The sequence below is a fragment of the Microcoleus sp. PH2017_35_SFW_U_B genome (genome assembly GCF_020737865.1).
Taxonomy (GTDB): Bacteria; Cyanobacteriota; Cyanobacteriia; order Cyanobacteriales; family Microcoleaceae; genus Microcoleus.
The window spans coordinates 1-13,238 of sequence record NZ_JAEQDE010000137.1; the positions used below are offsets into that span (position 1 = coordinate 1).

General features: G+C 46.8%; 12 protein-coding genes. 9 read left to right on the top strand and 3 right to left on the bottom strand.

Translation table 11 applies throughout. The features are described 5' to 3' along the window. Positions 1–119: 119 nt before the first annotated feature. On the bottom strand, positions 120–884 hold the full coding sequence (locus JGK36_RS30690) for a sulfotransferase domain-containing protein (RefSeq protein ID WP_293198996.1): 765 nt from the start codon (positions 882–884) through the stop codon (positions 120–122). A 209-nt stretch (positions 885–1,093) separates the two neighbouring features. Here JGK36_RS30690 and JGK36_RS30695 point away from each other — a divergent pair, with 209 nt between their 5' ends. The 3 genes from JGK36_RS30695 (at position 1,094) to JGK36_RS30705 (ending at position 2,332) form a co-directional block, all read left to right on the top strand. Continuing rightward, complete coding sequence (locus tag JGK36_RS30695) at positions 1,094–1,270, top strand: hypothetical protein (RefSeq protein WP_293193558.1); 177 nt, start codon at positions 1,094–1,096, stop codon at positions 1,268–1,270. A gap of 237 nt (positions 1,271–1,507) precedes the next feature. Then, the gene (locus tag JGK36_RS30700; protein ID WP_293193554.1) at positions 1,508–1,906 is read left to right on the top strand and encodes a hypothetical protein; all 399 of its coding nucleotides are present in this window, start codon (positions 1,508–1,510) and stop codon (positions 1,904–1,906) included. Between the two features lie 18 nt (positions 1,907–1,924). Further along, positions 1,925–2,332, top strand: coding sequence for a hypothetical protein (locus tag JGK36_RS30705; protein ID WP_293199000.1), 408 nt, complete (start codon positions 1,925–1,927; stop codon positions 2,330–2,332). Between the two features lie 175 nt (positions 2,333–2,507). Here the strand turns inward: JGK36_RS30705 and JGK36_RS30710 are convergent, their stop codons facing one another. Beyond that, entirely contained in the window at positions 2,508–3,395 is an 888-nt protein-coding gene (locus JGK36_RS30710) for a sulfotransferase (protein ID WP_293181435.1), read from the bottom strand. 11 nt (positions 3,396–3,406) lie between these two features. Between JGK36_RS30710 and JGK36_RS30715 the strand changes: the two genes are divergently transcribed. Further along, positions 3,407–3,586, top strand: coding sequence for a hypothetical protein (locus JGK36_RS30715; RefSeq protein ID WP_293181432.1), 180 nt, complete (start codon positions 3,407–3,409; stop codon positions 3,584–3,586). On the opposite strand, the gene JGK36_RS30720 is transcribed toward JGK36_RS30715, so the two are convergent. Continuing rightward, entirely contained in the window at positions 3,574–3,726 is a 153-nt protein-coding gene (locus tag JGK36_RS30720; RefSeq protein ID WP_293181429.1) for a hypothetical protein, read from the bottom strand. The genes JGK36_RS30715 and JGK36_RS30720 overlap by 13 nt on opposite strands. Positions 3,727–4,164: 438 nt before the next feature. On the opposite strand from JGK36_RS30720, the gene JGK36_RS30725 reads away from it, so the two are divergent. Genes JGK36_RS30725 through JGK36_RS30745 form a run of 5 tightly spaced genes read left to right on the top strand, consistent with a single transcriptional unit; the run spans position 4,165 to position 13,066 of the window. Then, positions 4,165–5,382: a transposase gene (locus JGK36_RS30725; RefSeq protein ID WP_293181426.1), complete on the top strand. Its 1,218-nt coding sequence runs from the start codon at positions 4,165–4,167 to the stop codon at positions 5,380–5,382. Positions 5,383–5,429: 47 nt separating this feature from the next. Next, positions 5,430–10,589: a hormogonium polysaccharide biosynthesis protein HpsA gene (gene hpsA / locus JGK36_RS30730; protein WP_293199002.1), complete on the top strand. Its 5,160-nt coding sequence runs from the start codon at positions 5,430–5,432 to the stop codon at positions 10,587–10,589. 32 nt (positions 10,590–10,621) lie between these two features. After that, the gene (gene hpsB, locus JGK36_RS30735; protein ID WP_293199004.1) at positions 10,622–11,272 is read left to right on the top strand and encodes a hormogonium polysaccharide secretion pseudopilin HpsB; all 651 of its coding nucleotides are present in this window, start codon (positions 10,622–10,624) and stop codon (positions 11,270–11,272) included. 58 nt (positions 11,273–11,330) lie between these two features. Next, entirely contained in the window at positions 11,331–12,368 is a 1,038-nt protein-coding gene (hpsC, locus tag JGK36_RS30740; protein WP_293199006.1) for a hormogonium polysaccharide secretion pseudopilin HpsC, read from the top strand. Positions 12,369–12,427: 59 nt separating this feature from the next. Continuing rightward, on the top strand, positions 12,428–13,066 hold the full coding sequence (locus tag JGK36_RS30745) for a Tfp pilus assembly protein FimT/FimU (RefSeq protein WP_293199008.1): 639 nt from the start codon (positions 12,428–12,430) through the stop codon (positions 13,064–13,066). The last annotated feature ends 172 nt before the right edge of the window (positions 13,067–13,238 follow it).

The window sequence follows — 13,238 nt, forward strand, 5'->3', positions numbered from 1 at the left end:
AGCCTCCGTCTCGATCGCACAATTGAGCTAATCTCTGATTGGGCGATCGATCGTATTCCCTCAATTACTCGTATTTTGATACATCTCTCAAAGAGCGCTCAAGCGCAACTACGTACCTTTTAGTCCCAACCGAAGTCTCGATCGCACAATTGAGTTAATCTCTGATTGGGCGATCGATAATATGCCCTTAATTGCTCGTATACTGTCTCGCTGACCGGCGGATATTGGTTGGAATTGTACTTTTCGTAGGTTTCTAATTCGTGCGGCGGCGAGCCTAGAAATTCTAACACGCTGTTGTATGTGCCGCAAGGATTAACATACAAATCTTCGCTTTTGAGGATTAAAAGTTGTGATTTGGGAAATAGCTGCATCCAGGCTGGAAGTTGGTCGGCGTAAATGCCGCGGCCCAGATATGTGTAGTGGCGGTGGTTGTAACTTTCGTAGGTTGGACTCGCTAGGATTTTTTCGATTTCGCCTTTGAGTCTTTCGGGTTCGTGGGCGATCGCACTTTCGAGAGATAGCGATTCGTAGCCAATTTTTATGTAGTAATGATAGTGGGAAATTGCGCGTTCTACTGGGTTTCTCAGCAGGGCGATGATTTTAACTTTCGGACATAAATCGTGGATGCGCTGCGCGACTCGGGGATGAAAAATATAGTAGGGGCTGGCTTCTCCGGTTAGCAGGTGTTCGCCGCTTTGTGCTTGGGGAAATTGGGAATAATACCAGTCGGGGGTTTTGTCGAAGTTGAGGTCGAAATAATGGATTTCTTTTTGGGCGGCGGGGGCGATTTGGGGATGTTGGATTAGGTAGTTGTACAGGGATGTTGTGCCGCCTTTTTGGACGCCGATGATGATGAAATCGGGGGGTTTGGAGGGTTGTTTCATGGATTGGTGATGATATCTGTGGATCAATATAACGGTTTTTAGTAGGGAAACGGCACTGCCGTGTCCTGTATTTGAATCGCATAACTCGGCGGGGTTGTGGTTTTTTAGCCGATCGTACTACTGTTACATCTAGCGCGATTGCGCGCAATACGTAGCAACTCGTTCTCGATCGCCAGATGCGAGAATGCAGATATGCGCGCATGAGAGATATGGCTAAAAAAATTCCACCTGACATGGCTGAGCTGAGCGTTTACGTTGACAAAAAGCTAAAGTTGCAATTCAAACTAGCTTGTACGGCCCAAGAAAAACCAATGAGTGAAGTCGTTGGTTTACTGATGAAGCAGTGGCTAGAGATACAAGCAACCTCGCCAGAGTCTGAACCCTAGCGCATCAAGACGGCCACCAAAACTGAGGAAACAAATGTTGAGAGACCCAAATAACCCTGAGAAATCTTGGGAGGATTTAGAAGCCGAACTAGCGGAAAACCCGGACAGACCTTTTTATGCCCGGAGTGACGCAGAAGCTTTTAAACGCTGCGAAAAACAAAATCGCGAAGCAACGAGACACTCGGACGTAACCGGGAGAGCCTATTACACTTGTGATGAGAAAAGAGGGAAAAACTCATGACCGAATATAGATTAACACCCGCAAAGTACCGCCACGTTCAGGTAGTGGTTTGTCTCAACCGCGTTCGATTAGACGGCTACGCTAACCCTGATGAGGCTTTGGCAAAGCTGAGCGAACTTGGTTACAGTCCACAATTGCGCTATCAATGGAATCCAGAACGAGATGAATTTGATTTGTATGCCCTGATTCATGATTTGCCGCTAGATGAGTCGCTGATGACTGACGAAAAGTGTCAGGAGTTCTTTAAACATTTTAGGCACAGTCAGATATATTCGATCGGCTGCGGACACGCTGACCCCGATTGGTTATTTGCTTGGGGCTTTAATGACCCGCGCCGTCACGCTACGCCGGAGGAAATCGAGCCTCTGCAAGCAAATGCTACCGCCGCTGCTTGATATTTGAGGAAACAAATAATGATGACTAACTTAAATTACCGACTGCTACCTCCGAAAGATGAGTACGTTCAAGTGTCTATCTATCTGAATCGGGTGCACTTGGATGGATGTACGCCCGATCGCGCGATCGCACAATTGATCGAAATGGGTTATGCTCCTAGTTTGCAATACCAGTGGAATCCAAAACGCAATGAGTTTGATTTGTTTGCTGTGATTCACGATCGCCCGATCGCAGATTCACTGATGGATAAACAGGCTTGTGATGCTCTCTGGGCTGCATTTAACGAATCTTCGCTTTACGTGATTGGTTGCGAGGCGGCGCAAAATCCTAATTGGCTGGCTGCGGGCAGTTTTAATGACGCGCGCCGTTACGCTGCGCCGGAGGAAATTGAGCCTCTGCAAGCAAATGCTACCGCCGCTGGTTGATATTTGTGGGCGGGGATTCCCTATGGGATAGGTTGGAGGAGGACACGGCGCCGTACCGTTTCCCTGCGGATATGGCGTAAAATTTAGTCCCAGTCGAAGTCTCGATCGCACAATTGGGCTAATCTCTGATTGGGCGATCGAAATTATGTTTTCAGTGACAATTTTATGCGATTTTTCACTCCACCAGCTCATAACCAAGCTCTCTAGCTAAAGGATTTACCACACTATTTAATAATCTCAATTCTTCGGGCGCTGCCTGACGCTTTGTACTGTATATGACTTTTTCGATTGTCGTTTTATTGAGCTTGAGTTCTAAATAACTTTCTAACTCAGTAAAATTAAAGTTTTCATTGCATAACTCTTCATATTTTATTAGCATTCCATTTACTTTATGACTGTCTGCAATGTATCCTTGAAGTAAATTAGTCCAGTGCAATCCAAACTGCTCTGGTGTGTATACAGGCTCGTTCGGCCATTTTTTGTACCAGTAAAAACCCTGAAAAGAAGCATAAGCATTATAAGGATTTCTATACAAAAATAAGAATTTTGCCTTGGGAAACAGCCATTTTAAGTAAATAGCGTGATCGATAGTCAACCTCACTTCTTTTAGTCCCCACCGCACAATTCCCCTTGCCTTTGCGGGTTTTTCAAAATGATTTACCAAGAAGGCAATATGAGATTCAAGTAAGTAATTTATGTCTGGATAAAGGTTGGCAATCCATTCACCAGCCAAGTCAGACAGTGGAGCCCGATCGCTTAAAACTTCATCAATGAACCATTCAGCAGCAGGATAGGTATCAGTAATTGATTTGAGCGGGCTAGATAAATGGTCGATTAGTCCTGAGCGACCGTAGGGTTCACCCCATACGATGATAGAACCCGATGACATCACTAACCTTTGCAAAAGAGTTGACCCTGACCTCCAACCAGCAGAAAATATAAATACTGGACTGGAATCGGAATTACTTTTAATGTTCGGCCACCTGACAGAAAATGTTTTAAGGGCTTCTTCGATTGTGGGAACTTTTTTCAAGTCTTCTTCATGTTTGATTTTAAAGTCCATATTTAAAATTAGTGGCTGTTATAATTTATGTGGTTGTTGGTTATTTAATTTTAGTGGCAATCTGCGAAAACTTCAACTCTAGTTTAAGTTTATATGCAAGTGGTATAACTCCAAATACCGAATCTTACCTTCCTTTGATGAGTACGATCGCCCTTCGATCGCTGTTGGCGGGCGATCGCTATTCGGGATAGCCTTGCCGCGCGTACTTTTGGACATCGCGGACATTCGATCGCGCCTTGGGGTTGGAGGAGGCGGGGCGGTGCCTGCAGGCGATCGCACAACTAAAATTCGATCGCACTTTTATAGCCGTTTTTGGGTAGGGAAACGCCATTGCCGTGTCCTGTCTTTGATGCTTTGCCAGCCCCAAACCGCGATCGTCATCACTGATTCCTCAATCTAAAATCTAAAATCGACGAGTGAAGAGGCCGCTGGGCACTGACATCTCGATCGAACTAGACTAGAGTGGAGTTCCCGATCCGAAATCCTTGCGGGGTAAATTTATCGGGAAAAATATATCGGCGGTGAGCTTGCTTGTGGGTTTGGAAATTTTATTTGTTAGCCAGATAACACGTTATGTGAATTTGTACAAGGGGTTGATATGAAAGTTGTCGAAAGTGGGAATGATAAATTTAGGATCGTACTGTCCAGCAGTAACTACCAAATTTTCGGGGTTAAAGCCACGCCCATAAGCGGGCGGCTTTAATTGGTTATAAGGAATTTTTTGACGATTTGTAGAGTTGATCTATATTTAGTCAAGGAGGTGAAGCAAGTGTTTAATTTGACGTTTGAATTTAAGTTAAAGCCCACACCGACACAAGTAGCAGTCTTTGAAGACTGGTTAGAACAGTGTCGCAAAGTGTACAACTATGCGCTGAGAGAGCGCAAAGACTGGTACAACTCACGCAAATGTCAAATAAACTCTTGCTCCCTGCGCTCCGAGTACATAATTCCTGCTGACACGCCTAGACCGACATATTCAAGTCAGTGCAAAGCTTTAACAGTATACAGAAAAACCAGCCTCCCATTGCAGCGAGTTAACGCAGCCGTACTGCAACAAACGCTGCGTAAACTGGAAAAAGCTTTTGTCAGTATGTGGGAGCAAAACCACGGGTTTCCTCGATTTAAAAAAAAGGGAGCTTTGAGGTCTTTTAACTTCCCACAGTTGGGTGTAAATTTTGATCGAGGCAACCGCTTTTTTAAATTGCCTGTAATCGGCTGCATAAAATTTTGGCAGTCGCGCCCTATTCCTGGTGGCGCAATCGTCAAACAAGCTTGCGTAGTTAGGCGGTCTAGCGGCTGGTATATAATGTTGACGTTGCAATGGGATGTCTCGATTCCCGATGTTATTCCTCACGGCAACCCCATAGGAATTGATGTGGGGTTGACTAATTTTATTGCAACTTCTGGAGGGCTTTTGGTCAAGAGAATGAAGTTTTTTAGTGACGCAGAATGCAAGCTTAAATTGCTGCAACAGCGCGTCAGTAGAAAAAAGATCGGCTCAAATAATTGGAAGAAAGCTCAGAAAAAGGTCGCTTTGCTGCATGAATATGTGGCAAACTGCCGAAAAGATTGGCATCGCAAATTGTCACATCAAATCTGCAATGACGCGGGGATGGTGTTTGTCGAAGACCTTAATTTAATCGGACTGTCTAGGGCGATGTTGGGCAAGCACTGTTTAGATGCTGGGTTTGGGCAATTCTTTAATATATTGGAACACACTTGCTTTAAACGTGGTGTGTATTTCCAAAAAGTAGATGCTAAAAAAACTAGCCAAATTTGCCCTAACTGCTTCAGTGAGACAGGAAAAAAAGAGTTGTCGGAACGAGTTCACTCGTGTCAGCATTGCGGCTATACAAATGACAGAGATGTAGCAGCCGCACAAGTAGTTCTAATTAGGGGACTTGCAGCCGTGGGGCACAGGGTTAAGATGCTTGCCGAGGGTAAATTCATTGGAATCCCTGCGAAGCAAGAATCCCCACGCCTTTAGGCCCGGGAGTGTCAACATCTCTGAAATTATTCAGGAAGGCGTCATCAATGTTTAAGAGCAAATTATCCAAAGTTATCGTATCGCTGCTGCGGCGGATTGCTGGTGTTACCAGATCCGGGGCGAAGCGGCTGATGAGAGCAATGCTGCAAGCCCTTATGGCTATGGGCCGCAGGGCAAAGTTGCCGGTGGCGGGGTTTGTGCTGCCGACGGTGACGATGGTGTTGCTGGTAGTAATCTTGTTGACTGTGGCGATCGTCCTGCGATCGTTCGATCGGGCGAATATGGCTCGCAACGTGCGCGTCAACCAGCAAGTGCTGGCGGCCGCGACTCCCGCGCTCGATCGGGCGAAAGCGAAAATAAATTATATGCTCAACGGCCCGCTAAGACCGACTGCAACACCCTCGGATCGAGAGTTGTACCGGCTGATGGCGGAGTACGATACAACCGATATTTATAGTTTTGGTGACGAAACTCGCCTGAAACTTAGTTTTCCTCTCACCGGCCCCACGATCGACGAGCCTAAAAAACCGCCTTCAACTCAGATAGGTACTACAATCACAGAAAATAAATCGATAAATACTGCTTGGAGATATCCAGTCGATACAAATAACGACGGATCTTACGACACATTTACTCTTTACGGTATATTTTTCCGCAGCCCGCCACGCAGCATCAAAGGAGAGGGTTTCACGAGGGCAAGACAACCGTTAGACGCCAGAACCCCGCCAATGGTTCTAGGGAACGTCAAGGCGGGGTGTGAAGCTGCTGAAGGTAATGTCGCTAGCTTAGTTGGTGACTCTGGATGGTACAGGATTAGAGGTAAACTTCAAAAAAGTTTCTTTGTTTACACAGTTAACGTACCCATACAACAGGCTGATATTACAGCAGGATTACCTCCTACCGATCGTCCATATCAACCTTTTACAGGAACTCCCAGCATATCAGCTCTAGAATACCAACAAGACGCAGTGCGTATTCCCCTTAGCAACAACGCGGTTGTGTATGAAGATGACTTAGACATATCGCCTGGGGTACCATTAAATATCAATGGGCGGATGCTTACAAATAGCAACTTGCTTGTGTCTTCTCTGAGCGGTAATAATGGTATAAAACTACATCAAGTTAGCAGCCCAGCTTCTTGTTTCTACGATCAAGAAAACAGCAAGATAGTTGTTGCTGGCAACTTAATTAACGGTAATGCCCTCAATGGCAATGCTAGTCCAGTAGAAGTACACCTTTTCCAAGGCACCAATACACCTCCCACTACAACTCCAGTTATCAACACCGCAAATCAGTCTGTTGATGCGGGTACCAGCAGCTTTCAGCTACTTTACAACAACAATGCCTACTCCAATCGCCTTGCGGCGTTAGTAGCAGAACAAATGGGAAAACCACTCGCAAGCGATCCTGAATCGGTCAAACTAGCGATGCTGGCATCCCCCCCCAAGGAAAGACCTGAGGCCCTACAAAGTTATTTTAAAGAGAGGATACGCAAAGTTCCTTTTGCAGAAGCGGCTCTGGGAAATACGGGAGTAGTTCCAGGCCGTCCTTCGACTGTAGATAGTGGAAATAACCTCCGACCTGTAGATGATTTGAGTCTTCCAACAGATGGAACAGCTCAGGAAGGCGGTATATCAGGAGCAGGTAGAGCTGGTCTCAATCTGGTTGCAACACAGCTAGAAGCGGCGAACCCCGAGGGTCAGCTAGATAAAGAAAACTTTTTAGGCGATCGTATCAATGTAGGTAACAACTTGCCAGCTCAGCGCTGGGACTCCACCGCAACCCCCCCCGCTTTTGTCGATAGAAGTGACCCACAAAAAGTCACACCAGACACTCCTTGGAAGGCAGGAGGAGGCTCGCGCGAGCGCACACCGCAAGTTACACAGCTAGGTGATGTAGGCGGTCAAGACAGAGGAGGTTTTTGGGAAAACTCTGCGGCTGAAATACCAAAAACTGTGGTTGATGGGGTTGGTGGTTTGCGCGTTGTTACGGGTGCAGGAGTTTACGAGCGTCTGAATTCTTTTCTGCCACCACCGCTGTGGGACGATCCGAGTACACCCGCACCACCTTCCCTGAGATATGATGACCCGGCAACGACTGCCACAGAAGCATTCCCGATAGTTTGGCCCGACTCGATGCCGATGTCGCCAGTGCCGGGGGTACAAATCGCCTATAACAATGCAGCTACTAACAATTGGGAAGCGGCACCGCTGCCATCAAACATTAATATGACTACGCTCCCCCCAGAAGGAGGGAGCATTGACCCCAGTACCCCCAAGTATGCTAAAGGCGACTTGCGGATGCGGGCGACAGCAGTCTATCACTACGCAGACAACGGCTACGACAAATCAGCTTTACCATCAGGAACTCAGCCTAAACAAACTCCAATTGCTTGTGTCAGCAGCTATTACGACCCCAGCACTGACTCTACAGCAAGAAATATCAACCCACTACCAGATGTTAGTGGCGTTATTAGAGGACCGCGCAACTCTACGCTCGTCGGCTCAAACAACGGAGTAGCCTACGCATGGTCGGGAGCAGTGCGACCGGGTAAATTGAATCTGGTAAATGGTTCGTTCGCTGGTAGCTCTGATTTAGAGAAGCAAGCTAATTACGTCTTTCCTGACGGTCGATTCGCTAATGGACCTTTGAGAGAGGCTTTACAGCTTGATGATGATAAGCGTACCTTGGCAGACAAAGCGGCGATCGACTCCACTCAGTGTGCTTTGGATATTTTACGCGGCGCAGCTCAAAGCGCTGTTATCGATCCAGGGGCGATTAAGGAAGTAGCATTTTTGAACGCTAGAGAAATCAAGGCGATCGAACGTGACGATCTCTCAACCCCAAACGTAGACGAAACTTTCAGCCTTAGCAGCCCTCTCTCTCCCGTAGGCGGAACTCGCAACCCCAACTCCGCATACCTGAAAGGGAATTACAACCTGGCCTTAGAAGACCGACAGCCCCTCGAAGTTCGCGTCACTCAGTTGGATATAGACCTGCTACGGAAGGCTACGATCGGACAAAACAATCCCACAGGGCCTACCGAGGAGTTTTTGCTACCCAACAGCGGGATAATTTATGCTAGCCGGGATGATGCGCTGCCCGATCGCAGCGATCGCACACCGAGTGCTACAAATCCAGAAGTTGTTGACGAAAATACTAGCAAGCTTAACAGCCCGACAGATTCTAGGCTCGACCCCAGCCGCAAACCCAACGGAATTATGCTGGTTAATGGCTCGCAACTCTTCCGTCGCAACACTCCCACAACCAGAAACTCAACTGATATTGTCATAGAAAAAGGACTAACCTTAGTATCAAACTTGCCTGTCTATATCCAAGGAGACTTCAACCTCCACGGTCGGATCGACGATCCTGCTGCTGGATTTGTCCAAGTTGAAGAGTTTAACCAGCCTTTGGATAAACCTAGTTGGGGAAATTTTTACAATCGCGCCTCTTTGAATGGTAGCTTTGCCTGTCGCGCTGGAGACACAAGGCTCCCAAGCTGTCAAGGTGACTATTGGAGACCAGCAACAGTCCTAGCAGACTCAATCACGGTGCTGTCTAGCAATTTCCGTCCCGGCTTCCGCAACGAGGGAGACTTTGACCTGAGAAACAATGCAGGTAGTACAGTTCTTAAAGCCTTTAAAATAGATGGCACCCCTGCCACCACTTCTGCCGACTTTAACCCGGTGACCGCTAAAGTCTCGCGCTTGTACAACGGCTTCTTTGCCAACAACTTTGTCACAAACGGACTCAGTAGTGGATCGTTTGATACTACTGGTTTAATTCCTACTCTCCCTGGCACACCGCTCAGTGATGCCACTTACAGAGCAGCCCCTCCTACACCAACTCTTCCTGTACCTACTCCCCTGCCAGTGACAGACAGTTCTTATTTCAACAACTTCGTCACTCCCGTCCAGCGACGTGGCACATTCCCGCATTACGTCATGGAGGTATGTGTCAAGCTGCCTGCTGCTGCCTGTGGTCCTAATGATTGGTTTATAAATCCAGGCGGAAGTTCAGTAAAAGCAAGCTCTATTGTTGGTACTGGCTACACACGAGCTGCGAGGTTGGATGCGACTGATACCAGTCCATTTAAAGCAGGCACAACAGCTAACCCACCCGTACCCGAATTACAGCGATTCCCCCGTCGTGTAGCTTTTCTCAGGGATACCACCAACAATCAATTAACCCTCGCACCAACAACAAATCAACCACAGCCCCTAGGAATTGCAAGTGGAAATGTTCAGCCTGGCTTAGGCGATCAAGTGGCTGACTCTTTGTGGTTTCTAGCATCCGACGCCTCTTCCGTCGTGAATTATAGCGGTCTAAGTGGACCTCCTTACGTTGTTAACAACGGCGGGCGAGACGGAAATGGTCAGGAGTTGCCAGTATGGCCCCCCATGACACCAATACCTGGAGCGACACTCCCGCCAACCCTTCTAGCACAGCCCCTCTTAATGCCGGTATTGCAAACTCAAGTATTGACAAATACCACGGCTACAGGAGCGGCACCCCCAGCACCGACTGGAGCAACCGATGTTGCTTCTAATACGCGGTGGTTGCCGAGACCTACCAATACATCACAAAATCTGATCTTGGTCGCCGGAGATACTCCTTCGCGAGCAATCTCCTCCACCGCAGGCGATTCTAATGGTGGTCTGCAAAACTTGCCACGCTTTGTGGAAAATTGGGGACCTCCTCCTGCTAGTGGTGTTGCTACCGCTAGTCATAATATCCAAGGTGGTTTCTTTCAATTCAACCGCAGTGCCTACAGTACCGCTCCTTACACCCCTATTTTGAGTGTGATACCCTCAGATGTTCTTCCTCTACCTGTTGTTGCACCAAATCTCCCCAACCGAGCACTCCAGAGTCTGTTCGCATTCTCAAACGCTCCAACTGGTTACACTGCCCCTCCTGCATCGTACAACACGAGTATCGGTGCTGGTCGAATTCCTTTCTTCAGCCCGCCTACTCGGAACTGGGGTTATGATGTGGGCTTGCTGTCTCAGCCACCCGATTTGTTTACCCAAAGATTCACGACTCCTCCAGTCACTCCCAAACCAGCAGAGTATTTCCGCGAAGTATCTCGCGATGACGACTGGGTAAAAACTTTGATGTGCGGAGTTCTGGAGAATGGCGGTACGGTAGCTACTTCCAGCCGTCCCCAAGGTACGTTCCCAACAGGCTGCCCGCCACTCTCCTAACCTTCTGCCACGCCATTACTGGAGTCCTATTTATGACTAAGCGACAACAACAGCAAAATTTATCCCTGTCGCCAGACGGTGGCTACACGATTATCGAATCATTGGTAGCAATGATTGTAGTCTCGGTGCTGATGATTGCGATCGCCCCCGTGATGGCTTTCTCAGTAGCAACTCGCGTACAAGCGCGGCGGACGGAACTCGCCACGCAAGCAGCAAGAACATACATTGATGGTTTGAGAACAGGGGCGATCAAGCCTCCAAATAATCCGCAACCTACTGGGTTTCCAGTTAAAGGAGATATCTCTGCCCCTAATCTCCCAAATAATGTAAATGCTTTATACTGCGTTAACTTTGACAGCACTCCAGACTGCCAAAATACCAGTAATAAAGACTTTCTCGTTCAAGGTATTTGGGATGTTGGTCCAGTAACCTTAGCTAATCCTAACAATCCAACGCCAGTAGGTTACAACCTAATCGTTCGGGTTTACAGAGCAGATTCCTTTGCTCCTGGGGTAGCCCTAAGAGATCCAAGAAATAGCAAGCAATCTGTTGTGGGGGGACTGGGCGATCGAACAATTCCTGTAGTAGAAATGAGCACACAGATCCCTCCTACAAGTGGAGGTGGATCTGCTTACAGCTCTCTGTGCGATCGAACCAAAGGCTGTAAAAAAACAACACCATAAAAGTTTCTGTTTTTAGACTAAAAAAGTCTTTCACAAATTGGCAAAGGAAGAAGTGAAAATGAAAAGTTTACTCAGGTTGCTTCTAAAAAGTCAGCACCAGCAAAACCTCTCTAAGCTACCTCAAACAGAAAAGGGCATGACCCTAATCGAGCTGTTGATCGGAACGGTGATGGCATTTTTGATTCTGACGCCGATGCTCGCCTTTGTAGTCGATATGCTGAATACCGACAGAAGGGAACAAGTCAAGGCAAATACCGAGCAAGATATTCAAGCAGCAGTTGATTTCATCGCTCAAGATTTGAGTCAAGCAATTTATATTTATGACAATAGTACAACCAATGGTATCCCTAAAATATCAAGTTTTCTCCCCCTCACAACAGCAACTCAAACCCCTATTCTTGTATTTTGGAAGCGACAACTTCAGAGAAATGCTCTTCCCTATGCTCCAACAGCACCGAATACTCCTGCACCAGATACTTGCGATTCAGGTACAGTGTGTAATGACACCTATGTTTTATCATTAGTCGCCTACTACAAAGTTAGCGCCTCCGATCCTACTTGGTGTGAACCTAAAGGAAACCCATGTCCTAACCGTATTGTTCGGTATCAAATTCGAGACGGGCTAAAAGACCCTCAAGCTACTGGGGCTAGTCCTTACTATACTTCTGTAGAAACAGGACAAAAAATAAGCGCCGCCTATAATCGAAGTTTTGACATCAGTAAGCCTACAGAAAATGTGACCCTAGGAAGCAATTTTTGGGACCCGCAATCGCAAGATGTATTAGTTAATTACATCGATCACAACCCAGTAGCACTCACAGGCAATGAATGCCAGACTGCTCTTAGCAAGCCCAGAACTACTGATTCTAGTAATGCACTAATCGATGAAACAACGCTAAAAATAACCGATGGTCCAACAAATCAAACAAATAGCTTCTACGCTTGTGTCGATACTGCTAGAAATTTAGCCAGAGTTACTATCAGAGGAAACAGCCTCCGCCGCCTTCAACCGGATGCTAATTATGATGCCAATAGATCGGCATTTTTCCCAACAGCAAGCGTTCAAGTACAAGGTTTGGGCGCGCGAGGAAAATAACTTGTGTTTGAGAATGATTTACTAAGTCTGGTAGTGTTGGAGACAAACAGGAAAATACAATGAAAACCCCCATATTATTAAAATATTTGCAGAACTTTGCAACAAAAGCCAACTCAAATTACAAAAATACTGCATCCAGAAAGGGCGATGCAGGGTTCACCATTTTAGAATTGCTGGTTGTGGTGATTATGTTAGGTATATTAGCTTCGATCGCAGCTCCGGGCTGGCTGGGCTTCATCAACCGACAAAGAGTCCGCACTGTGAATGATCGAGTTTTCCAAACCTTGCGAACTGCACAAAGCGAAGCCAAACGAACTAAGAGCGATAGAGAAATTACATTCAATACAGATGACCCACCAACAGTCACGTTTAGCCCGCCATTAGCTACCGGTGGTACTACACAGCAGTTAAATGGTGGAGGCGAAATCAAAGCCGGACAGATTCAACCTCTTTCTGTGGGTAATACCTGTGTTAATGGTGCATGCACTAAGGATACTAATCGAAAACTTATTTTTAGTTACAACGGTATAGTCGATCCAAACAATTCAAAAAATCCAAAATTACCTTTTGTGGTCACAGTTGCTGCTGTTGGGGGTACAAAGCAGTGCGTAATTGTGGAAACTCTCCTAGGAGGTATGCGAACTGCTGAGGGAGAATACAATTCTGGTACAAAGGAGGGTTGTCCATCAATCCCCTAGATATTTTGTAATCTCTAACAGGGATTCCGCGCAAGTTCTGAAGTGCTAAAATCTATTAACTTAAATTATTTTATATTAGAGAGTCGATGGCAGGGTGTCCCCCACCACCTCTCCTACAAAACCGTGCTTGCGACTTTCACCGCACACGGCTCCTGAGTGATGTAATCCTGGG

Bases quoted from the DNA above. Each gene is read 5' to 3' on its own strand.
- JGK36_RS30690 (WP_293198996.1), bottom strand. From the start codon at position 884: ATGAAACAACCCTCCAAACCCCCCGATTTCATCATCATCGGCGTCCAA.
- JGK36_RS30695 (WP_293193558.1), top strand. From the start codon at position 1,094: ATGGCTAAAAAAATTCCACCTGACATGGCTGAGCTGAGCGTTTACGTT.
- JGK36_RS30700 (WP_293193554.1), top strand. From the start codon at position 1,508: ATGACCGAATATAGATTAACACCCGCAAAGTACCGCCACGTTCAGGTA.
- JGK36_RS30705 (WP_293199000.1), top strand. From the start codon at position 1,925: ATGATGACTAACTTAAATTACCGACTGCTACCTCCGAAAGATGAGTAC.
- JGK36_RS30710 (WP_293181435.1), bottom strand. From the start codon at position 3,395: ATGGACTTTAAAATCAAACATGAAGAAGACTTGAAAAAAGTTCCCACA.
- JGK36_RS30720 (WP_293181429.1), bottom strand. From the start codon at position 3,726: ATGGCGTTTCCCTACCCAAAAACGGCTATAAAAGTGCGATCGAATTTT.
- hpsA (WP_293199002.1), top strand. From the start codon at position 5,430: ATGTTTAAGAGCAAATTATCCAAAGTTATCGTATCGCTGCTGCGGCGG.
- hpsB (WP_293199004.1), top strand. From the start codon at position 10,622: ATGACTAAGCGACAACAACAGCAAAATTTATCCCTGTCGCCAGACGGT.
- hpsC (WP_293199006.1), top strand. From the start codon at position 11,331: ATGAAAAGTTTACTCAGGTTGCTTCTAAAAAGTCAGCACCAGCAAAAC.
- JGK36_RS30745 (WP_293199008.1), top strand. From the start codon at position 12,428: ATGAAAACCCCCATATTATTAAAATATTTGCAGAACTTTGCAACAAAA.